20 protein-coding genes are annotated in these 21,437 nt (G+C 68.0%); 6 read left to right on the top strand and 14 right to left on the bottom strand.

Going from position 1 to position 21,437, the window contains the following annotated elements:
- Positions 1–97: 97 nt before the first annotated feature.
- Complete coding sequence (locus DM992_RS00480; RefSeq protein ID WP_034182756.1) at positions 98–784, bottom strand: YafY family protein; 687 nt, start codon at positions 782–784, stop codon at positions 98–100.
- A 73-nt stretch (positions 785–857) separates the two neighbouring features.
- Positions 858–1,262, bottom strand: a complete 405-nt coding sequence (locus tag DM992_RS00475; RefSeq protein ID WP_111015283.1) for a VOC family protein — start codon at positions 1,260–1,262, stop codon at positions 858–860.
- Between the two features lie 170 nt (positions 1,263–1,432).
- Between DM992_RS00475 and DM992_RS00470 the strand changes: the two genes are divergently transcribed.
- Positions 1,433–1,765 carry a winged helix-turn-helix domain-containing protein gene (locus DM992_RS00470; protein WP_072436302.1) on the top strand — a complete coding sequence of 111 codons (333 nt, stop codon included), beginning with the start codon at positions 1,433–1,435 and terminating at the stop codon, positions 1,763–1,765.
- Complete coding sequence (locus DM992_RS00465) at positions 1,758–2,222, top strand: SRPBCC family protein (protein WP_111015282.1); 465 nt, start codon at positions 1,758–1,760, stop codon at positions 2,220–2,222. The genes DM992_RS00470 and DM992_RS00465 overlap by 8 nt, the downstream gene beginning before the upstream one ends.
- 59 nt (positions 2,223–2,281) lie before the next feature.
- Here DM992_RS00465 and DM992_RS00460 read toward each other — a convergent pair whose 3' ends face one another.
- From DM992_RS00460 to DM992_RS00430, 6 genes are all read right to left on the bottom strand, one after another.
- A complete protein-coding gene (locus tag DM992_RS00460) occupies positions 2,282–3,583 on the bottom strand; it encodes a class I SAM-dependent RNA methyltransferase (protein ID WP_111015281.1) in 1,302 nt (433 codons plus the stop codon).
- Between the two features lie 155 nt (positions 3,584–3,738).
- Positions 3,739–5,853, bottom strand: coding sequence for a site-specific recombinase (locus DM992_RS00455; RefSeq protein WP_111015280.1), 2,115 nt, complete (start codon positions 5,851–5,853; stop codon positions 3,739–3,741).
- A 473-nt stretch (positions 5,854–6,326) separates the two neighbouring features.
- Positions 6,327–7,052, bottom strand: a complete 726-nt coding sequence (locus DM992_RS00445) for a PqiC family protein (protein WP_111015279.1) — start codon at positions 7,050–7,052, stop codon at positions 6,327–6,329.
- Entirely contained in the window at positions 7,049–8,668 is a 1,620-nt protein-coding gene (locus tag DM992_RS00440) for an MlaD family protein (protein WP_111015278.1), read from the bottom strand. The genes DM992_RS00445 and DM992_RS00440 overlap by 4 nt, the downstream gene beginning before the upstream one ends.
- The gene (locus DM992_RS00435; protein WP_111015277.1) at positions 8,661–9,290 is read right to left on the bottom strand and encodes a paraquat-inducible protein A; all 630 of its coding nucleotides are present in this window, start codon (positions 9,288–9,290) and stop codon (positions 8,661–8,663) included. Before DM992_RS00435 ends, DM992_RS00440 begins: the two co-directional genes overlap by 8 nt.
- Positions 9,287–9,961, bottom strand: coding sequence for a paraquat-inducible protein A (locus DM992_RS00430; protein WP_034182765.1), 675 nt, complete (start codon positions 9,959–9,961; stop codon positions 9,287–9,289). The genes DM992_RS00435 and DM992_RS00430 overlap by 4 nt, the downstream gene beginning before the upstream one ends.
- A 257-nt stretch (positions 9,962–10,218) precedes the next feature.
- Between DM992_RS00430 and DM992_RS00425 the strand changes: the two genes are divergently transcribed.
- From DM992_RS00425 to DM992_RS00410, 4 genes are all read left to right on the top strand, one after another.
- Positions 10,219–10,779, top strand: a complete 561-nt coding sequence (locus DM992_RS00425) for a cytochrome b (protein WP_111015276.1) — start codon at positions 10,219–10,221, stop codon at positions 10,777–10,779.
- A gap of 8 nt (positions 10,780–10,787) precedes the next feature.
- Positions 10,788–11,348: a YceI family protein gene (locus DM992_RS00420; RefSeq protein ID WP_111015275.1), complete on the top strand. Its 561-nt coding sequence runs from the start codon at positions 10,788–10,790 to the stop codon at positions 11,346–11,348.
- A gap of 63 nt (positions 11,349–11,411) precedes the next feature.
- Entirely contained in the window at positions 11,412–11,993 is a 582-nt protein-coding gene (locus tag DM992_RS00415) for a YceI family protein (protein WP_034182767.1), read from the top strand.
- Between the two features lie 157 nt (positions 11,994–12,150).
- On the top strand, positions 12,151–13,428 hold the full coding sequence (locus DM992_RS00410) for an MFS transporter (protein ID WP_111015274.1): 1,278 nt from the start codon (positions 12,151–12,153) through the stop codon (positions 13,426–13,428).
- 19 nt (positions 13,429–13,447) lie between these two features.
- On the opposite strand, the gene DM992_RS00405 is transcribed toward DM992_RS00410, so the two are convergent.
- The 6 genes from DM992_RS00405 to queA form a co-directional block, all read right to left on the bottom strand.
- A complete protein-coding gene (locus DM992_RS00405; RefSeq protein WP_204356097.1) occupies positions 13,448–15,007 on the bottom strand; it encodes a S41 family peptidase in 1,560 nt (519 codons plus the stop codon).
- Between the two features lie 219 nt (positions 15,008–15,226).
- Complete coding sequence (gene secF, locus DM992_RS00400) at positions 15,227–16,177, bottom strand: protein translocase subunit SecF (protein ID WP_111015273.1); 951 nt, start codon at positions 16,175–16,177, stop codon at positions 15,227–15,229.
- Between the two features lie 18 nt (positions 16,178–16,195).
- Positions 16,196–18,217, bottom strand: a complete 2,022-nt coding sequence (gene secD, locus DM992_RS00395) for a protein translocase subunit SecD (protein WP_111015272.1) — start codon at positions 18,215–18,217, stop codon at positions 16,196–16,198.
- Positions 18,218–18,323: 106 nt separating this feature from the next.
- Positions 18,324–18,647, bottom strand: coding sequence for a preprotein translocase subunit YajC (yajC, locus tag DM992_RS00390; RefSeq protein ID WP_034182772.1), 324 nt, complete (start codon positions 18,645–18,647; stop codon positions 18,324–18,326).
- A gap of 233 nt (positions 18,648–18,880) precedes the next feature.
- Positions 18,881–20,068 (bottom strand): tRNA guanosine(34) transglycosylase Tgt, encoded by a 1,188-nt coding sequence (gene tgt / locus DM992_RS00385; protein ID WP_111015271.1) that lies wholly within the window; start codon positions 20,066–20,068, stop codon positions 18,881–18,883.
- A 152-nt stretch (positions 20,069–20,220) separates the two neighbouring features.
- Positions 20,221–21,288: a tRNA preQ1(34) S-adenosylmethionine ribosyltransferase-isomerase QueA gene (gene queA, locus DM992_RS00380; RefSeq protein WP_111015270.1), complete on the bottom strand. Its 1,068-nt coding sequence runs from the start codon at positions 21,286–21,288 to the stop codon at positions 20,221–20,223.
- Positions 21,289–21,437: the final 149 nt, after the last annotated feature.

The following is a 21,437-nucleotide window of genomic DNA, read 5'->3' as shown; positions in this document are numbered from 1 at the left end:
GGCGGCCCGCCCGGACGGGTCCGACCGGCGTAAGCCGGCCGGGCCTTTTTTATCGCGCGACGAGGTTCGCGATGCACGCGGCGATCGCCGGATCGCGTCAGCGCATCGGCGCTTCCGCGATCCGCATGTAGTCGGCGATCCGCCGTCCTTCCATGTCCGGAAACTGCTCGTGCACGGTGATGTCGCCCATCCGCGCGATATCGAAAGTGCGGAAATCGTCGCGCAGCTCGCACCACGCGCCGATCGTCCAGCGCCCGCCCCAGTAGACGAGCCCGAGCGGCCACACGCGGCGTTGCGAATGCGCGCCGAGCCGGTCGCGGTAGCCGAAGCTGACGATATGGCGCGTGTCGATGGCCTGGTGGATCGCGTCGACCTTCGCGCAAAACGTCTCGTCGATGTGGAACGACGGCGCGAACACGGGCAGGCGGTCGAGCGCCGTGCGCTTGTCGGCGGGCATCGCGGACGCGATCTTCGCAAGCGCCGAGCGGGCGCCGCTCGCGAAGCGCGCACCGCCCCAGGTCTCGAGCATGCGCGCGCCGGTGGCGAGCGCCGCGAGCTCCTCGGCCGTGAACGTGAGCGGCGGCAGGCTCGCATTGCGGTTCAGCCGGTAGCCGATGCCGGCTTCGCCTTCGATCGGCACCCCTGACAGTTGCAGGTCGCGCACGTCGCGATAGACCGTGCGCGGCGACACCGACAGCCAGTCGGCAAGCTGCTGCGCGGTCGTGAGACGGCGCCCGCGCAACAGCTCGGCGATCTGGAACAGGCGGTCGGCACGGCGCGTCATGGCAGCACCTCGATTCCAACGGCTATGGGGACTTCGCGATGATAGCGCCGCGCCGGCCCGATGGCCGATGCGCTCAATGGCATTTCGGCGCGTGCAGGCCGACGCGGTTGCCTTCGGTATCGATCAGGTAGCCGATGTAGCCGTAGTTGTTCGGCAGCTCGACGACCGAGCCCTGCACGATGCCGCCCGCGCGCTTCGCGCGTTCCAACGCCGCGACGACCGAATCGCCGGCGTTCAGGTAGACGAGCACGCCGTTCGCGCTCGGCTTCATCTGCTGCGGATCGAACACGATGCTGCCGCCCGTGCTCGACGCCTCGTGATCGAACATCGCCATCGGCACGCCGCCGATCACTTCGCGCTGCAGCGTGGTTTGCAGCACGGTTTCATAAAAGCGGATCGCGCGGTCGAAATCGAGGGACGGAATGTCGAACCACGCGATCGCGCGTTCCAGGGTTGCGGTGGCAGTTGCGGACGTCATGACGAACTCCTTTGTTGCGTTGTTATTCGGGTTCTGTGTGGAAACCAGCGTTGCATTGCGCCGGGATTGCAGTGTGATCGCGGCCTGCTGACACCGTATTGTCAGTAGAGTTGTCATCCTTGACATGCAACTGTTTGGTTGCATAATAAAGCCATCGACCCGGGAGCGGCATGGATCTCGTTTTCAAGGCGCTGGCCGATGCCACGCGCCGTCAGTTGCTCGACCTGCTACATGCGAAAAGCGGCCAGACCCTGTCCGGCTTGTGCGACGGACTCGCGATGAGCCGGCAGGCCGTGAGCAAGCATCTCGCGCTCCTCGAGGCCGCGAATCTCGTCGCGACCGCATGGCGCGGCAGGGAGAAGCTGCATTACCTGAATCCGGTGCCGATCCACGACATCGCGGAACGCTGGATCGGCAAGTTCGAGCGTCAGCGTCTGCAGGCGCTGGCGGATCTCAAGCGCGGGCTGGAAGCGGCCCGCGGCACTGGAGACGACGATGGGTAATCCCGCCTTTGTGTACGTGACCTTCATCGCGGCGACGCCCGAGCGCGTGTTCGACACACTGACCAACGCCGAGCTGACGAAGGACTACTGGGTCCGGCATCGCAACGCGTCGTCCGACTGGCGGCCGGGATCGCGGTGGGAGCATCAGGACTACGACGATCCGTCGCGGGTCGACATCGTCGGCGAAGTGGTCGAGAACGATCCGCCGCACCGGCTGGTCGTCACGTGGCGTACGCCGTCGGGAGACGGCGAGGAGTCGCGCGTGACCTATCTCGTCGAGCCGCACGAGGGCGTCGTGAAGCTGACCGTCACGCACGACGGGCTCGTGGCCGGTTTGGAGATGGATCGCGGGATTCGCGGCGGGTGGCCGGTCGTGCTGTCGAGCCTGAAGACGCTGCTCGAGACGGGGCAGGCACTGCCGTTCACGATGGGGCGCTGGTCGAAGTCGAAGCACTGACGCGCGCCGGCGGGAAGAGCGCGCGGGCGCCGCGATGGCGCCCCGCGCGATGGTGTCGCTTACGCGTCGCCTTCCGGCGCGGCCGGGCGCGCCTTCACGCTGCCGGCGATCAGGTCGAAGCGGAACAACCGGCATTCGAGCGCGCCGTTGAACAGCGGCGTCTTCGCCGATTCGCGCAGCCGCAACTGGCCCGGCAGCGAACGGTCGGACGTCAGCAGGAAGGCCTGCCAGCCCGTGAAGCGCTGTTTCAGCGCATCGCCGAGCGCGTTGAAGAACTCGCTGTCCGGCGCGTCGGTGTGCGTGCGGCGGAACGCGTCGTCGTTGCCGCGGTTGCGGCCCGTCTCGCGCACGTCGCCGCGCGGGCCGCGGCCGCGCACTTCGATCCGCTCGCCGTACGGCGGGTTCGCGAGGATGATGCCCGGCGCATCGCACGGCGGCGTCATCCCGCGTGCGTCGACCTGCTTGAGCCACACCGACGGCACGCCCGCGCGCTCGAGGTTCGCGCGCGCCTTCTCGAGCATGTCGCCGGAAATGTCGCTGCCGTACACGCCGAGCGCGTCGCCGCGCTTGCCGCGCGCCGCGCGCTTCGCATCCAGCGCAGGGACCTTCAGCCCCTGCCACGCGGTGATGTCGTACTGCTTGAGCTTTTCGAAGCCGAACCGGCGTTCGACGCCCGGCGCCACGCCGAGCGCGATCTGCGCGGCTTCCGCGAGGAACGTGCCGCTGCCGCACATCGGGTCGTACAGCGGCGTGCCGGGCGTCCAGCCGGTCAGGCGCAGGATGCCGGCCGCGAGGTTCTCGCGCAGCGGCGCCGCGCCCTTGTCGAGGCGCCAGCCGCGCTTGAATAGCGGCTCGCCCGACGTGTCGAGGTACAGCGTGCATTCGTTGGCCGTCAGGAACGCGAACACGCGTACGTCCGGCGCACCCGTGTCGATGCTCGGACGCGCGCCGGTCTTGTCGCGCATCCGGTCGCAGATCGCGTCCTTCACGCGCAACGTCGCGAATTCGAGGCTTTTCAGCGGCGACTTGATCGCGGTGATGTCGACGCGCAGCGTCTGTGTCGCCGCGAACCAGCGCTCCCACGGCTGCTCGAGCGCGAGCGCATAGACATCCTGCTCGTTGCGGTACGCGCGGTGCGCGATCTTCAGCAGGATTCGGCTCGCGATCCGCGAATGGAGGTTCGCGGCCATGCCGGCGGCCCAGCCGCCGCTGAAATGGACGCCGCCCGGCACCTGCGCGCCCGCGGTGAACGGCGCGCCGTTCAGGTGGCGGCCGGCGATTTCGGCCAGCTCGGCGGCAAGCGCCGCTTCGAGGCCGCGCGGGCAGGGGGCGAAGAATTCGTACAGGGTGGGCGAGGACATAAAGGCGGGTGAGGACGTGCAAAAGTCCACCATTGTACGCGGCGCCGGCGACCGGGGCCGGCGTTTCGGCGCAGCGACGCAGGCGCGACGGCCGCGCTCGCGCGGGGAGGCCAGCGCGGCGGCGCCCGGCCGGGCGCCGCCGCGCCGCCGCAGGCTCAGTGCGCGCCAGGCTGGCCGGTGCGCGCGGCCTGGCCGCCGGCCGGCCAGAACAGCGCGAGCGGATTCGACAGCACCGTGCGCACGATCGCGGCGACGAGCGCGCGCACCTTGGTCGGGCGCAGGCTGCGCGAGCGCACGGCCATCGTGAACGCGAGCGCGAAGCTCACGAGCACGTTGAGGATCGCCATGCTGAGCACGCCGGCGCCGGCCCACCACAGCTCGGGCGTCCCTAGCGCATCCTTGCCCAGCACGCCGAGCGCGATTCCGATCGAGCCGGCCGACAGCGTCACGTGCCGCACCTCGAACGGGGACATGAGCACGGTGACGATCGCCGGAACGAGGCCGAGCATCAGGCCGAGGCCGACGTTCGCGACGACGCCCGCGACGTTCGACCGGCAGAAGTGCGCGAGCTTCGCGGCGCCGGCCGCGCCGAGCGTCAGGCGCAGCCGGCGGTTGTAGGTGAGCGCGTCGCCGACCCGGTGCAGCACGAACCAGTTGTCGGCCCAGCCCGCCAGCAGGCTCGACGCCCACAGCAGCACGCCCGTCAGCGCCGCGTAGAGCGGCGTCGGGCCGAGCAGCGAGAACGAGTGCAGCGTCGCATGCGCCTTCTCCGGCGAGATCAGGTTCGCGTGTAGCACGTTGCCCGCGAACAGCTGCACGAGCAGGCACACGGGCAGCACGACGAGCACGTTGCCGGAAATCGCGGCCGCCTGCGTGCGGATCAGCGAGATCACCGACGACACGAACGCCTTCACGCCCTCGTCGTGGCCGGTGTCGTCGAGTTCGCGCGCGAGCGTCGGCGCGGTCATCGCGGGCTGCTTGGTCGCGAGCGTGAAGTGCAGGAAGTGCATCAGCATGAAGCTGGCCGCGTAGTTGATGCCCGCGAGCAGCCCTTCGAGCATCGACTGCAGGTGCGCGCCCGTGATCGCGAACTTCACGCACACGGTCACGACCGTGACGAGGCCGCCGCCCGCGGCCATCCGCAGCATCTTCAGGTACTCGGTGCGGCCGCGCGAGATGTAGTGCTCGCCGGTGTCCGCGTTGGACTCGACGAGCTTGCGCGCGAACAGCGAGAAGTTGCTGCGCACGAGGTGCGTGACGCTCTGGCTGTTCTGGTTCGCGTCGACCAGCTCGGCCGTCAGGCGTGCCATCCCGTGCAGGTCGTCGCGTGCCATCCACGCGTTCAGCAGCGTTTCGGCGCGCAGGATGCGCATGCGCATCCGTTCGACCTGGAACACGATGTCGACCGACACGCCGTTGCGATACAGGTGCGAGAACACGTTGTCGACCGCGATCCGGCATTCGTCGAGCAGCACGCGCAGGTAGTTCACCTCGTGCAGCAGCTTGCTCGGATCGCCGCCGTCCTCGACGGCCGCGTGCGCGGTCTCGACCGCGAGCATCGCGCGGGTGAGGCGGTAGAACGGCTGTGTTTCGAGCGGCTGGCGCGCATCGTCGTCGGACAGCCGGCTGCGCACCGTCTGCGACAGGCCGGTCGAGCTGATCTGGCAGGTCAGGTTGTGCAGCGCGGCCAGCAGATCGCGCGAGAACGAGCCGGGCTCGTGGCGCTCTTCGTCGGTGACGTCGAACGAGAACAGCTCGGCGAGGCGCGCGAGCAGGTCGTCGGGCAGCGCGTCGATCCATTGCGCGTCCCCGGGTGCCGGGAACATCAGCGTGAACAGCGCCGACAGTTCGCGGCGGTTCGGCGCGGGCGGGATCAGCGACGAGTCGATCCGCTCGAACAGCGCGCCGAAGAAGCCCGAGTGCACGGGCATGCCGGCGTCGCACAGCAGCGAGATGCCGTCGCACTCGCGCAGGATGCCGCGCAGGATGCGCGCGGCATGCGATTTCCATGCGGGGTTGCGATCGAGCACGTGGAACAGATAGCGCAGCCGCGCATGGGCCGGATACGCGCGTGCGTCAGCGTCGCGCTCGGCCGGCGCGTCCTGCATCGTGCCGTTGCGGCGCAGCCAGTGCGCGAGCTCGATCAGCCATTCGCTGCGCTCGGCGTACGACGCATCGGCGTCGGCGTGCGCGAGCAGCGCGTCGAGCTGGTGACCGGCATTGCGCGACGCGCGCCACTTCTTGATCAGGGTCGTCAGGGAACGAAACATAAACGGAATAGCGAAAGCCCTGGACGGGCGGGTTCGGGATGCCGGCCGGGAACGCGGCACGGCGCCGGGGAGAACGGGTGAGACGGGGCCGGTTGCCGGACGATGCGCGGCGACCCGCGGTACGGCTGCCCCGCTGCGGTGCACGCCGATCGCGTGCGGGCGCCGGGAGGCACGGCAGCCGGGCCGAACGCGGCCCGGTGCCGCCGGCTCGCGCGCACGACGAGCGGCGCGAGCCTGAAAGTGCGTAGGATCGTCAATCGGGCCGGAAAACGCAAGCCGACTGCGTTGCATGGTGCCGGTTCCGGTCGACTTTGACAAACAATGCAAAGTTGCCGTTCGGCCGATGAAGCGCTGTGCGATCGGCGGCGGCAGTGTCTGCGTCATGCAAGCGGCTGCCGGCGGACGCGCCGCGTCGGACGAAGCAGCAAGCACCGGCGAACGCCGTTTCAGACGTCCGCCAGCGTGCTGCCCGCTTATGCGCCGGACTTGCCCGTCGCGCCGGCGTCGCCGCCGGACGTCGGGTTGGCCGGGCACGGCACGACCGGCGCGGCGGCCGTCTTGTTGCCGGCCGCGGGTGCTGCCGCGGGCGTCGTGCCGCGGCGTGCGGCCATCGCGCGCACGCCGGCCGCGGCCTGCGTGGCGATCACGTCGAGCGCGCGCCGGTGGCCGGCGACGAGCGCGTCGTAGCTGTCGGCGACCGGTTCCGCGACGCTCGTGCGGCAGGTCATCACGGCCTGCGTGCCGAGCGGGCGCACGCTCCACACGGCGTCGACCGCTGCGCGCTTGCCGGGCCACGACTCGAAGCGCTGCACGTTCACGCTGACGCGATACACGGGCACGCCGGGCGGGTACGCGGAATTCGCGACGTCGATCGTGCCGAGCTGCGCGGCGAGATCGTCCGACAGCGCGCGGCGGATCTCGTCGGCGGGCGGCGACGCCCAGCGTTCCTGCTCGAGCACGTCGACCTGCGCGGCGTTCTTCTGCACGACCAGCTGGTTCTTCGCGACCTGCTCGGGCACGCCGACGGACGGCACCTCGATCAGGAACGCCGGGTTGGCCGGCGCGGTGCGCACCGGGGCCGCGGCGTCGGCCGGGCTGAGCGTGTAGAACCGCGCGGGCGGCGAGCTGCACGCGGCGAGCGCGAGTGCGGCGAAGGCCGCCGCCGTGCCGCTCGCGAAACCGTTCACGCGTGTCGTCATTGTTTATCTCCTGGCTTGCCCTTGAGCAGCGATTCGGGGTGACGCTCCAGATAATCGGCGAGCGCGTTCAGCGACTGCAGCGTGCGCGTAAGCTCCTTCAGCGCGCCGCGCACGTCGGACTGCAGCGGCGAATCCTGCTGCAGCGTCGCCTCGGCGGTCGAGAAGGTCTGCTTCGCGGCCGACAGCGTGTCGCGCGCTTCCGGTGCGACCTGCGTGTCGAGCTGCTTGAACAGCTTGTCGGCGTTCGACAGCGCGCTGTTCAGGTTCGCGCCGATCTGGTCGAACGGCACCTTGTCGAGCTTCTTCGCGATGTCGGCGACCTGCAGTTGCAACTCGTCGAGCGTGTTCGGCACGGTGGGCAGCTCGAGCGGCTGGCGCGACGTATCGATCTTCACGACCGGCGCCTTCGGGAAGAAGTCGAGCGCGACGTAAAGCTGGCTCGTCAGCAGGTTGCCGGTGCGCAGCTGGCCGCGCAGCCCGTGCTGGACGAGCCGCTCGACGATCTCGCGGCGGGCCGGTTCGCCCTTGCTCTCGATCGTCTCGCGGAAGCGGCGGCCGAGACGTTCCGGATACACGTTCATCGTCACCGGCATCGTGAAGTTCTTCGCCTTCGGATCGTAGTCGATGCCGATGTTCGTCACTTCGCCGAGCACGATGCCGCGGAAGTCGACCGTCGCGCCGACGGCTAGCCCGCGCAGCGACTGGTTGAAGTTCATCACGACCTGCAGCGGCAGGCCGTCCGGGTCGCGCATCGCGTCGCCCTCGTCGGAGGCCAGTCGGAACGTCGTATTGTTCGGCGCCGTCGTGCCGCTGCCCTGGTTCGGCGGCGTCTGGAACGCGATGCCGCCGAGGATCACCGTCGCGAGCGACTGCGTGTTCAGCTTCAGGCCGCTCGAATCGAGCCGCAGGTCGACGCCGCTGGCCTGCCACCAGCGCGAGTTCACGCCGACATACTGGTCGTACGGCGCATTGACGAACACGTTGAACGTGACGCCCGTGCCGTCCTTGTCGAGCGAGAAGCCGACCACCTGGCCGACCTGCACGCGGCGGTAGTAAACGGGTGAGCCGATGTCGACCGAGCCGAGCGAATCGCCGCGCAGCACGTATTGCGTGCCTTTCTGGTCGCCCGTGACGGCCGGCGGCGTCTCGAGGCCCATGAAGTCGGTCAGCGTATCCTGCCCGTGGCCGGCGTCGACGCCGATATACGCGCCGGACAGCAGCGTGCCGAGCCCCGACACGCCGGTCGCGCCGACGCGCGGCCGCACGATCCAGAAGCGCGAGCCCTTGACCGCGAAATCCTCGGCTTCCTTCTTGAGCTGCACCTGGACGAGCACGCGCGACAGGTCTTTCGACAGCTTGATCGTCTTGACCATGCCGATCTCGACGTCCTTGTACTTGACCTGGGTCTTGCCGGGCTCGAGCCCTTCGGCGCTGTGGAAGCTGATCGTGATTTCCGGGCCGCGCTCGCGCACGGACTTGATCACGAGGCCGATGCCGATCAGTGCGGCGATCAGCGGCACGAGCCAGACGAGCGACGGCAGCCAGCCGCTTTTCGTCGAGATCGTCGGGTCGGGCGGCCGGGGCTGGTCGTGCTGCGGGCCTTGCGGACTATTCATGGTGATTCCCTGAGGTTTCGACTGGATCCCAGATCAGGCGGGGATCGAACTGCATCGATGCGAGCATCGTCAGGATCACGACCGAGCCGAACGCGAGCGCGCCGGGGCCGGCCGTGATGACGGCGAGCGAACGGAAATGGACGAGCGCGACGGTGAGCGTCACGACGAAGATGTCGAGCATCGACCAGCGGCCGATGCGCTCGACGATCCGGAACAGGCGCGTACGCTGCAGCGGCCGCCAGGTGGCGCGGCGCTGCGCGCTGATCACGAGGATCAACAGCACGCCGAGCTTGAGCATCGGCACGAGGATGCTCGCGACGAACACGACGACGGCGAGCGGCCAGTCGCCCGACACCCAGAAATAGATGACGCCGCTCATGATCGTGTCTTCCTGCGCGCCGACGAGCGACGCGGTGCGCATGATCGGCAGCAGGTTCGCAGGAATGTACAGGATCGCGGCCGCGAGCAGCAGCGCCCACGTGCGCATGATGCTGTTCGGAATGCGGAAATGCAGCGCGGTGCCGCAGCGCGCGCAGTGCGCATGCTGCCGGTCGAGCGTCTGCACGAGTCCGCACGTGTGGCAGCTCGCATAGCCCTCGCGGGCGGCGGTCGGCGTCGTCATCGGCGGGCGGCCTCGGGCGGCGGCGCGGCGGTGTCGGGTGGCTCCGGTTGTCCGGGCGGGCGCCCGGCGCGCAGGTCGTCGGCGATGTCCCACAGCGTGCGCGGATCGAACATCAGCACGACGGCGATCATCAGCGTGAGCGCGGCGAACGCGAACAGCGCGGCATCGGGAACGACACGTGCGAGGCTCACCATCTTCACGATCGTCACGACGATCCCGAGCATGAACACCTCGATCATGCCCCACGGCCGCACGAGCTCGATCGCGCGCAGCACCAGGTTGAAACCGGGCGGCACGACGCCGCGCCGGATCGGCAGCAGCAGGTACAGCAGCGCGGACATCTCGACGAGCGGGAACAGCACGGTCGAGCAGAACACCATCACGCCGACGGCCGCCATGTCCTGGCGCCACAGCGAGTCGATCGCGCCGATCAGCGTCGTCTGCACGCGGTTGCCGTTCACGTCCATTTCGAGGATCGGGAACGCCTGTGCGATCGTGAACGTGATCAGCGCCGCGAGCGCGAGCGCGCAGATCCGCTCGATCTGCGTGGTGCTGTCGCGATAGAGCAGTGCGCCGCAGCGCGGACAGCGCGCGATTTCGCGGTGGCCGAGGCGCGGTTTGTGCAACAGTGCGTCGCACTCGTGACAGGCAATCAGGTCGTTTCGTTGCATGGAAAAAGCGGTTGCGCGACGGCTGGAAAACGCGTCGACGGGGCCGAAACCCGCGCCAATCTTACCAAAACGCCTTTTTCGCGGTGTCAACGATCGTGTGTTCAGTGACCGATCGGTAACATGGCGGGAAGCGGGCAGCAGGCTGACATGCCTGTCCTCAGAGTCCGCGCGGGTCTAAAGGTTGCGGTAGCATGGCGCCCTTGACAAGCGTCGGACTCATGGCCGGCGCGGCTGTTCGCTGAACTGAGGAACCCAAGATGGCATCGAATTCGCTGCCGGCCAGGCCGGTACGCTATACGCAGAGCGCGATCGCGCTGCACTGGCTGATCGCGCTGCTGATCGTCTGCGCCTTCGCGCTGGGCTGGGTGATGACGGACATCCCCGGCTTCACGCCGACGAAGCTGAAGTACTTCTCGTGGCACAAGTGGCTCGGCGTGACGGTGTTCGCGCTGGCCGTGGTGCGCGTGCTGTGGCGTGCGACGCACGTGCCGCCGCCGCTGCCGGGCGGCACGCCGGCGTGGCAGCGTGCGGCGTCGCACGGCGTGCACATCCTGCTGTACGTGCTGATGCTGGCGATTCCGATCACGGGCTACCTGTACAGCTCGGCGTCGAACATCCCGGTCGTGTACCTCGGCATCGTGCCGCTGCCGCGGCTGATCGACCCCGATCCGGTGCTCAAGGAAACCTTCAAGACGCTCCACGTGTCTTTGAATTACATTCTGCTTGCGCTCGTCTCGCTGCACGTGCTCGCGGCGCTCAAGCACCAGTTGTTGGACCGCGACGGCCTGCTGTCGCGGATGCTTCCCTTTGCCAAATGAAGGATTCCATGAAAGTGTCTTTCTCCCGCTCCATGCTGACCGCGTTTGCCGCGGTGTCACTTGTCGCGTCGGGTGCGGCGCTCGCCGATGTCGATCTCGCGAAGAGCAAGGTGTCCGCCGTGTCGAAGCAGATGAACGTGCCGACCGAAGGCGCGTTCAAGAAGTTTTCCGCGCAGGTGAAGTTCGATCCGGCGAAGGCCGCGCAGGGCAGCGCGCAAATGACGATCGACGTCGCGAGTTATGACCTCGGCGACAAGATGTACAACGACCAGGTCGCCGGCAAGGACTGGTTCGACGCGAAGACGTATCCGCAGGCGACGTTCGTGTCGTCGGCGATCGCGCCGGCCGGCGGCAACAAGTACAACGTGACCGGCAAGCTGACGATCAAGGGCAAGTCCGAGGCCGTCACCGTGCCCGTCACGGTCACGCAGAGCGGCGCGACGCAGACCTTCGACGGCGTCCTGCCGATCAAGCGTTCGGTGTTCAACGTCGGCACCGGCGAATGGAAGGACACGTCGATCGTCGCGGACGAAGTGCAGATCAAGTTCCATCTGGTCGCCACGAAGTAAGCGGCGGCCTGTCGCATCACCGAATGCCGCGCGAGGGCGCGGCGCCGTTTCAAGGAGAATGAGTTGAAAAAGCATCTGATGATCGCCGCCGGCGCACTGGCCGCTTCGCTGTCGTTCTCGGCATTCGCCGACAGCGCGACCTACCAGTTCGACCCGAGCCACACGTACCCGAGCTTCGAGGCCGACCACTTCGGCGGCCTGTCGGTCTGGCGCGGCAAGTTCGACAAGTCGAAGGGCTCGGTGACGCTCGATCGCGCGGCGAAGACCGGCACGGTCGACGTGACGACCGAGGTCGGCTCGATCAGCACGGGCAGCACGAAGCTCGACGAGCACCTGCAGACGGCCGAGTTCTTCGACGCGTCGAAGTACCCGGAAGCGACCTACAAGGGCGCCATCAAGTTCGACGGCGACAAGCCGGTGTCGGTGGTCGGCAACCTGACGCTGCATGGCGTCACGAAGCCGCTGACGCTGAAGATCGATTCGTTCAAGTGCATGCCGCATCCGATGCTCAAGCGTGAAGTGTGCGGCGTCGACGCGGTCGGCGAATTCAGCCGCGACGATTTCGGCCTCGACTACGGCAAGCAGTACGGCTTCAAGATGAAGACGAAGCTGCTGATCACGGCCGAAGCCGTCAAGCAGCAGTAACGCTGCCGGCCGGGCCTGCCGCCGCGCCGGCCCGTCGCGTGCAAACCGCCGCGTTCCCGTCACCGGGGCGCGGCGGTATTTTTTTGCGCGCCTATAATCGCCCGAGCGCGGCCGCGGCCGCTGCGAACAGAACGTATAACGACAAGGAGATCGCCCGATGCATGCCGCCACGCAGTCCCGTTCCATTGCCTCGTCGCCGCGCGTGTGGCGCGCGGTGGTCGCCGCGTCGATCGGCAATGCGCTCGAGTGGTTCGATCTCGTCGTCTACGGCTTCTTCGCTGTGACGATCTCGAAGCTGTTCTTTCCGGCCGGCAACGACACCGTGTCGCTGCTGCTCACGCTCGGCACGTTCGGCGTGTCGTTCTTCATGCGGCCGCTCGGCGCGATCGTGCTCGGCGCGTATGCCGACCGCGCGGGCCGCAAGGCCGCGCTTACGCTGTCGATCCTGCTGATGATGGTCGGCACGCTGATCATCGCGGTGCTACCGACCTACGAGACGATCGGCGTCGCGGCGCCGGTGATCCTCGTCGCGGCGCGGCTGATGCAGGGCTTCTCGGCCGGCGGCGAATTCGGCAGCGCGACCGCGTTCCTCGCCGAACACGTGCCGGGCCGGCGCGGCTTCTTTGCGAGCTGGCAGGTCGCGAGCCAGGGGCTCACGACGCTGCTCGCCGCCGGCTTCGGCACCGTGCTGAACGCGCAGCTGTCAGCCGCGCAGATGGCTTCGTGGGGCTGGCGCGTGCCGTTCTTCTTCGGCCTGCTGCTCGGGCCCGTCGCGTACTACATCCGCACCAAGGTCGACGAGACGCCCGAATTCCTCGCGGCCGAAGGCACCGCGAACCCGCTGCGCGACACGTTCGCGTCGCACAAGGCGCGCCTGGTCGCCGCAATGGGCGTGGTCGTGCTCGGCACCGTCGCAACCTATCTCGTGCTGTTCATGCCGACCTACGGCGTGAAGCAGCTCGGCCTCGCACCGTCCGCCGCGTTCGCGGCGATCCTCGTCGTCGGCGTGATCCAGATGGCGTTCGCGCCGCTCGTCGGCCACTGGTCGGACCGTTACGGCCGTGTGCGGGTGATGATCGCGCCGGCCATCGGCATCCTCGTGCTGATCTATCCGGCATTCGCATATCTCGTCGCGCATCCGGGCTTCGGCACGCTGATCGCGCTGCAGGTGCTGCTCGCATTCCTGATGACCGGCTACTTCGCGGCGCTGCCGGGTCTGCTGTCCGAGGTGTTTCCGGTGCAGACGCGCACGACCGGGATGTCGCTCGCATATAACGTCGCGGTGACGATCTTCGGCGGCTTCGGGCCGTTCATCATCGCGTGGCTGATCCGCGCGACCGGGATGAAGACCGCGCCGAGCTTCTACCTGATGTTCGCGGCCGTGCTGAGCCTCGCGGCGCTGGTCGTGCTGCGCAGGCGATTCGGCTTCCGGTAGCAGGACGGGCGGCGGCGCGTCAGTTGCCGCCGCGTTCGCATACGGGCTGCGCGGGCATCAGTTGCGCCGGCGCGTCGACGGTCCGCACGGGGCGCCCCGCGAGCGCGGCGAGCGCCTGCTGCAACTGCCAGTCGTCGGCGGTGCCGAACGCGCGCTGCGGCAGCGCCGCGCTCTTCGACGTGTCGACCTTCGCGCGCACGCGCGCTTCGCGCAGCTTCTGCCGTTCCTTGCGCACGGGCGCGAACGGGTCGGGCGCCAGCCGGTCCGCATACGGCGCGCGTGAGAGATCGACCTCCCGGTACCACAGCAGCACGCCGTCGACGTCCGAGTCGCGGCGCGGCGGCACGAGCCAGTCCGGCACGACGCCGTAGCCGTCCATCGGGCAGCCGTTCGGCCGCAGATTGCGCGCGAACGTGAAATTCAGGCGCGTGCCGTCGATCAGGTCGACGCCGGTCTGCGCGAGCCCCTTCCCGTAGGTCGGCATGCCGAGCAGTGTCGCGCGGCCGAGATCCTTCAGCGCCGCCGCGGTTGCCTCGGCGGCCGACGCGCTCTGTCCGTCGACGAGCACGACGAGCGGCACGGTGTGCCACCAGTCGTCGGCCTGCAGCGGCGCGAGCGGATCCTGCCCGTGCATCACCGGCAGTTCGTAGTCGGGCCAGTTGGTCGTGTAGCGGCGGCGGTTGGCATCGCCGCGCTCGACCGTCACCATCGCGGTGCGGTCGCGTCCGGCGAACAGCGCGGCGATGCCGATCGCCGCATTGAGCGCGCCGCCGCCGTTGATGCGCAGGTCGAGAATCATCCCTTTCACCGGCGGGCCCGCGCGGCGCGCGGACTGCACCGCGTCGATGTAGTCGCCGACCGCCGGCTCCGGAAAGCTCGACAGCCGTGTGTACAGGATGTCGCCGTCGAGCCGCTTCGCGATCGCCGGATGCGGCTTGACGATCGCGCGCACGGGCGCGAAGCTCAGCACCGCATGCTTCGGGCCGCGCTGCACCGTGAGCTTCAGCGGGACGCCCGCGTCGCCCTTCGCGAGTTTCACGAGCTCGCCGCTGTCGATGCCGACGACGCTCCGGTCGTTCATCGCGACGACGAGATCGTCGGGACGCACGCCGGCCTTCTCGGCCGGTGCGTCGGGAATCACGTCGATGATGTGCAGCCCGTCGGGCCGCGTCTCGAACACGATCCCGATGCCGGGCGTGCCGTCGCGGGCGCGTCGCTCGTCGTCGCGCCGCTCCTGTTCCTCCTTTGCGTCGAAGAAGCGCGCGTACGGCAGCGTCTTGATCCCGGCGTGGACCGTCGCGTCGAGCAGCGCGCCGATGTCGACGTCGGTCAGATGCTGTCGCTTCAGCACTTCGACGGCGGCCTTGAGTTCGCAGATCTGCGGCTCCCAGTCGGGCGGGCAGGGCGACGGCGATGCGCCGGCAGGCTGGGAGGCCGGGGGAGCAGGCGGGGCGACGGGTTGTGAGACAGGCGGTGCGGCTGTTGGTGCGGATGCCGACTGTGCGCCGGCAGGGTGCGTGCACGGCAGCAACGCAGCCGCGACGGCTGCGCAGACGGCGAGGCGACGAACGACACACATCGGAGGCATCATCGGGACCGCATGTTCTGACGGGGGGCGAGGGTGCTTGCACGCCGGCGCGCGGCCGGCATGCAGCGGGGCAGGGCGGTGACGATTGTAGCCGACGCCCGTGACGGCGCCTGTCGGGCTGGCCGCGCGCCGCACGGCGGCGGCCCGCGCATGAAAAAAGGCCGGTCCAACAGGACCGGCCTTCTTGCTTTTGCCGAAACGGCGCGGCGCTTAAACCTGCGCGCCCGCGTTCGGATCGTCCGGATCGTGCGCGGTCTTCTTGTCCTTGATCAGGTCTTCGCGCTTGATGCCGAGCCACATCGCGAGCGAGCCCGCGACGAACACCGACGAGTAGATGCCGAACATGATGCCGACCGTCAGCGCGAGCGCGAAGTAGTGCAGCGTCGGGCCGCCGAAGAAGAACATCGACAGCACCATCATTTCCGTCGACGTGTGCGTGATGATCGTTCGCGACATCGTGGTCGTGATCGCGTGGTTGATCACTTCCTGCACGCTCATCTTGCGTTCGCGACGGAACGTCTCGCGGATCCGGTCGAAGATGACGACCGACTCGTTGACCGAGTAGCCGAGCACCGCGAGGATCGCCGCGAGCACCGCCAGCGAGAACTCCCACTGGAAGAACGCGAAGAAGCCGAGAATGATCACGACGTCGTGCAGGTTGGCGATGATGCCGGCGACCGCGTACTTCCATTCGAAGCGGAACGACAGGTAGATCATGATGCCGATCACGACGCACGCGAGCGCGAGCAGGCCGTCGGTCGCGAGCTCCCGGCCGACCTGCGGGCCGACGAACTCGACGCGCTGCAGCGCGACGTCCGGGCTCTGCGCCTTCAGCGCGGTCATCACCTGGTCGCTCTGCTGCGCGGACGTGAGGCCTTCCTTCAGCTGCAGCCGGATCAGCACGTTGCGCGACGTGCCGAAGTTCTGCACCTGCGCGTCGGCGTAGCCGAGCTTGCCGAGCGTCGCGCGCACGGGTTCGAGCTCCGCGGCCTGCTGGTACTGCACCTCGATCACCGTACCGCCGGTGAATTCGACGGACAGGTGCAGCCCGCGGTGGAACAGGAAGAACACGGCGGCGAGGAACGTGACCAGCGAGATCACGTTGAACACCAGCGCGTGCCGCATGAACGGAATGTCTTTACGGATGCGGAAAAATTCCATGGTCTCGTCTCCGGGGCCTTATTGGGTCGAGCCCGGTTTCTTCGGCGACACGCCTTGCTGCGCGCGGTTGCGCAGCTGCGGCTTGCCGGCGCGCGGCGCATTGCCCTTCGCGGGTGCGGCGAGCTTCGCGGCGCGCGCGGTGTCGGTCGATTCGTCCGCGTCGGTGAACGACGCGGCGGCTGCCGCGCCTTCCGGCCTCCACACCTGGCCGATCGCGAGCGACTTCAGCTTCTTGCGGCCGCCGTACCAGAGGTTGACGATCCCGCGCGAGAAGAACACTGCGGAGAACATCGACGTCAGGATACCGAGGCAGTGCACGATCGCGAATGCGCGAACCGGGCCCGAGCCGAACGCGAGCAGCGCAAGGCCGGCGATCAGCGTCGTGACGTTCGAGTCGAGAATCGTCGCCCACGCGTGCGCGTAGCCGGCCTGGATCGCGAGCTGCGGCGGCTGGCCCGCGCGCAGTTCTTCACGCACGCGTTCGTTGATCAGCACGTTCGAGTCGATCGCCATGCCGAGCGCGAGCGCGATTGCGGCGATGCCGGGCAGCGTCAGCGTGGCCTGCATCAGCGACAGCACGGCGACGAGCAGCAGCAGGTTCACCGACAGGCCGATCACCGACACCACGCCGAACAGCATGTAGTACGCGATCATGAACACGGCGATCGCGCAGAAGCCCCAGATCACCGAGTGGACGCCCATCTTGATGTTGTCGGCGCCGAGGCTCGGGCCGATCGTGCGTTCCTCGATGATGTCCATCGGTGCCGCGAGCGAACCGGCGCGCAGCAGCAGCGCGAGGTCGGCCGCGGCCTGCGGCGTCGGCTGGCCCGTGATCTGGAAGCGGTCGCCGAGTTCGGACTGGATCGTCGCGACCGTCAGCACTTCGCCCTTGCCCTTCTCGAACAGCACCATCGCCATCGGCTTGCCGATGTTGTCGCGCGACACCGTGCGCACCGCGCGGCCGCCGGCCGAGTCGAGGCGGATGTTGACCGACGGACGCTGGTGTTCGTCGAAGCCGGCCGAGGCATCGATGATGCGGTCGCCAGTGAAGATCACGTCCTTCTTCAGCAGCACGGGCGCCTGGATGCCCTGCGTGAACAGTTCCTCGCCCGGCGGTACCGGGTCGTTCGGGTTCGGGTGCGTGTTGATCGGGTCGGCGAGGCGTGCCTCGAGCGTCGCGGTGCGGCCGATGATGTCCTTCGCCTTCGCGGTGTCCTGCACGCCCGGCAGCTCGACGACGATGCGGTCGCTGCCTTGCTGCTGCAGGATCGGTTCCGACACGCCGAGTTCGTTCACGCGGTTGTGGAGCGTCGTCAGGTTCTGCTTGAGCGCGGCGTCCTCGACGGACTTCTGCACGGCCGGCGTGAACGTGCCGACGACCTGCGTGCCGCCGCCGCCGGGCTGGGTCGCCCATTGCAGTTCGGTGATCGACTGTGCGAGCACCTTGCGGGCGTCTTCAGCAGTCTGCGCATCGCTGAAATTGACGACGACGGACTGGTCGACGCGGCTCACGCCGCCGTCGCGGATGTTCTTGTCGCGCAGCAGCGAGCGCGCGTCGGATGCGTCGGAGTCGAGCTTCTTCGTGAGCGCGCCCGTCATGTCGACCTGGAGCAGGAAGTGGACACCGCCGCGCAGGTCGAGGCCGAGATACATCGGCAGCGCGTGCAGCGCAGTCAGCCAGCGCGGCGACGCGCTCTGCAGGTTCAGTGCGACGACGTACTGCGGATCGTTCGGGTCGGCGTTCAGCGACTTCTGCAGCAGGTCCTTGACGCGCAGCTGCGTATCGGTGTCCTTCAGGCGCACGCGGATGTTCGCGCTGGTCGCCGTGTTCTCGAAGGTGACGTCGTCCGGCGTGATCTGCGCGGATGCGAGCGCCGATTCGACCTGGGTCAGCGTGGTCGAGTCGAGCTTGACCGTGGCCTTGCCGCTCGACACCTGCACCGCCGGCGCTTCGCCGAAGAAGTTGGGCAATGTGTACAGAAGGCCGATGGCGAGCGCCACGACCATCACGACATATTTCCAGAGTGGGTAACGATTCATGAGGGGGCCGAACGGGTGGTTGGCGTGAAAGCGTCGCGTCCGGCGCCGCGGCGGCCCGCTCTCTCAGGCGGGCACGGCGCGGGGAGCCGGACGCTCGGTGAAGGGCTTACAGCGACTTGATCGTGCCCTTCGGCAGAATGGTCGTGACCGCAGCCTTCTGCACGGTGATTTCAGTGCCTTCGGCGATCTCGACGCCGATGTAGCCTTCGGTGACCTTCGTCACCTTGCCGACGAGGCCGCCGCTCGTGACGACTTCGTCGCCCTTGGCCATGGCCGCGAGCATGTTGCGGTGCTCCTTCTGACGCTTCATCTGCGGACGGATCATGATGAAGTAGAGCACGCCGAACATCAGGATGAGCGGCAGGAAGCTCATCAGGCTCGATTCGGCGCCACCGGCACCTTGAGCGAAGGCATTGGAAATGAACGGCACGTTGGTCTCTCCGTAGGGGAAGATCGAAAAATAAGCCGGTTATTCTACCACCGGCCCCATGCGCAAACGGCGCAGCAAATGCGCTTTCGGATCAAGCTGTTAAAGCGCGAACCGACGCCATTGCGACTTGTCTGGAAAGGCAATTGTAATATTTGGCGGTCGGGTCCGGCAGTGGGAGCGCGTTATTTAGTACACATTCCATGTGACGAACCGCCGCGCGGGCCGTCGGCCCGTCAGTCGACGCCTCTGGCGCGGTCCTCCGCGAAGCGCTGGCGGAACGCGTCGAACGTATGGGCCTCGATCGCGTCGCGGATCTCGCTCATCAACTGCAGGTAGTAGTGCAGGTTGTGGATCGTGTTGAGCTGCGCGCCGAGGATTTCGCCGACGCGGTGCAGGTGATGCAGGTAGCCGCGCGAGAAGTTCCGGCACGTGTAGCACGCGCAGCTTGCATCGAGCGGCTTCAGCGAGTTCTTGTGCGTCGCGTTGCGGATCTTCACGTCGCCGAAGCGCGTGAACAGCCAGCCGTTGCGCGCGTTGCGGGTCGGCATCACGCAGTCGAACATGTCGATGCCGTTGGCGACGCCCTCGACCAGATCCTCCGGCGTGCCGACGCCCATCAGGTAGTGCGGCTTGTTGGCCGGCAGCTTCGGGCCCACGTGCTGCAGCACGCGCATCATGTCTTCCTTCGGCTCGCCGACCGATAGCCCGCCGATCGCGAGGCCGTGGAAGCCGAGCTCCGACAGGCCTGCGAGCGATTCGTCGCGCAGGTCCTCGAACATCCCGCCCTGGACGATCCCGAACAGCGCATTCGGGTTGCCGAGCCGGTCGAACTCGTCGAGCGAGCGTTTCGCCCAGCGCAGCGACATGCGCATCGAGTCGGCCGCTTCCTTGTGCGTGGTCGGCACGCCGTCGGTTGCGTACGGCGTGCATTCGTCGAACTGCATCACGACGTCGGAGTTCAGCACCTTCTGGATCTGCATCGACACTTCCGGCGACAGGAACAGCTTGTCGCCGTTGATCGGCGACGCGAACGTGACGCCGTCCTCGGTGATCTTGCGCAGGTCGCCGAGCGAGAACACCTGGAAGCCGCCCGAGTCGGTCAGGATCGGCTTGTTCCAGCCCATGAAGCCGTGCAGGCCGCCGTGCGCGTCGATCGTGTCGAGGCCCGGGCGCAGCCACAGGTGGAACGTATTGCCGAGGATGATCTGGGCGTTGATCTCGTGCAGCTCGCGCGGCTGGATCGCCTTCACGGTGCCGTACGTGCCGACCGGCATGAAGATCGGCGTTTCGACCACGCCGTGGTTGAGCTTCACGCGGCCGCGGCGCGCGTGGCCGTCGGTCGTCAGCAGTTCGAATTCGAGCCCGTTGGCCGGGCGGTCGTGCACGGGGGCGTGCGTATCGTGGGATGAGCCTTCGGTCATCGTGTCGTGCTCCTTGCTACCGGAAAACAGTCCGGCGCATGTTGGAAACGCTGCCGGCGAGCCGGCAGCGGGGAAAAACGGGGTGCGCGCATCGTAGCGCGCGGCGGGCGAACGGCGGCCGCGCTGCGTGCGGGCCGTCGCGCCTGCCGCGCTTAAGCGCGCGGCGCCTCCGGCGTGTCGCGCCGCGTGAGCAGCATCGCGTCGCCGTAGCTGAAGAAGCGGTAGCGTTGGTCGATCGCGTGCCGGTACGCGGCGCGGATCGTCTCGACACCCGCGAACGCGGACACCAGCATCAGCAGCGTCGACTTCGGCAGGTGGAAGTTCGTGACGAGCCGGTCGACCACGCGAAAACGATAGCCGGGCGTGATGAAGATGTCGGTCTCGGCCTGCGTCGCCGCGAGCGGGCGGCCCGCTTCGTCGGCCGAGCGCGCGGCGGCTTCGAGCGCGCGCATCGACGTCGTGCCGACCGCGATCACGTTGCCGCCGCGCGCGCGGGTCGCGGCGATCTTGTCGACGAGCGATTGCGGCAGCTCGTACCACTCGCTGTGCATCTTGTGCTCGGCGATGTTGTCGACGCGCACCGGCTGGAACGTGCCGGCGCCGACGTGCAGCGTCAGCGTCGCGCGCTCGACGCCCATCGCGTCGAGCTTCTCGAGCATCGGCTGGTCGAAGTGCAGCCCGGCCGTAGGAGCTGCGACCGCGCCCGGATTGCTCGCGTAGACGGTCTGGTAGCGCGTTTCGTCGGTCGCGTCGGGATCGTGCTCGATATACGGCGGCAGCGGCAAGCGGCCGTACTGCTCGATCAGCGCGAGGCACGGCTCCGGGAAGTGCAGCGTGAAGAACGGCTCGACGCGCTCGCCGACCGTCACGTCGAACGCATCGGCGAGGCGCAGCGTCGTGCCGGCGCCCGGCGACTTGCTCGCGCGAATCTGCGCGAGCGCCGTGTGCGTGCCCGTCACGCGTTCGATCAGCACCTCGATCTTGCCGCCGCTGGCCTTCTGGCCGAAGAAACGCGCCTTCAGCACCTTGGTATCGTTGAAGACGAGCAGGTCGCCGGGCGCGATGCACGACGGCAGCTCGGCGAAACGGCGGTCGACGAGGCGCGCGGGCTCGACGGTGCGGTCGACCTCGAGCAGGCGGCTCGCGGTGCGGTCGGGCAGTGCGGTTTGCGCAATCAGCTCGGGCGGCAGATTGAAATCGAAATCGGAAAGCGTGAACATGCGGGCTGGTTCGAAGCGGCCGGCGGGCGTCGCCGGCAGGGCGGAAACGCGTAAATGGGGCGCGCGAGCCGCTATGATGACGGGATGCGCGGCCTGGCCGGCGTCGTTCGTTCGGACGACGTGAAAGCCGCTATTGTACTTGCCTTGCG

This window comes from Burkholderia sp. JP2-270, assembly GCF_003233675.1.
Lineage (GTDB): Bacteria > Pseudomonadota > Gammaproteobacteria > Burkholderiales > Burkholderiaceae > Burkholderia > Burkholderia pyrrocinia_C.
The sequence above is the reverse complement of the archived record's forward strand: the minus strand, read 5'-3'. Positions and strand labels throughout refer to the sequence as shown.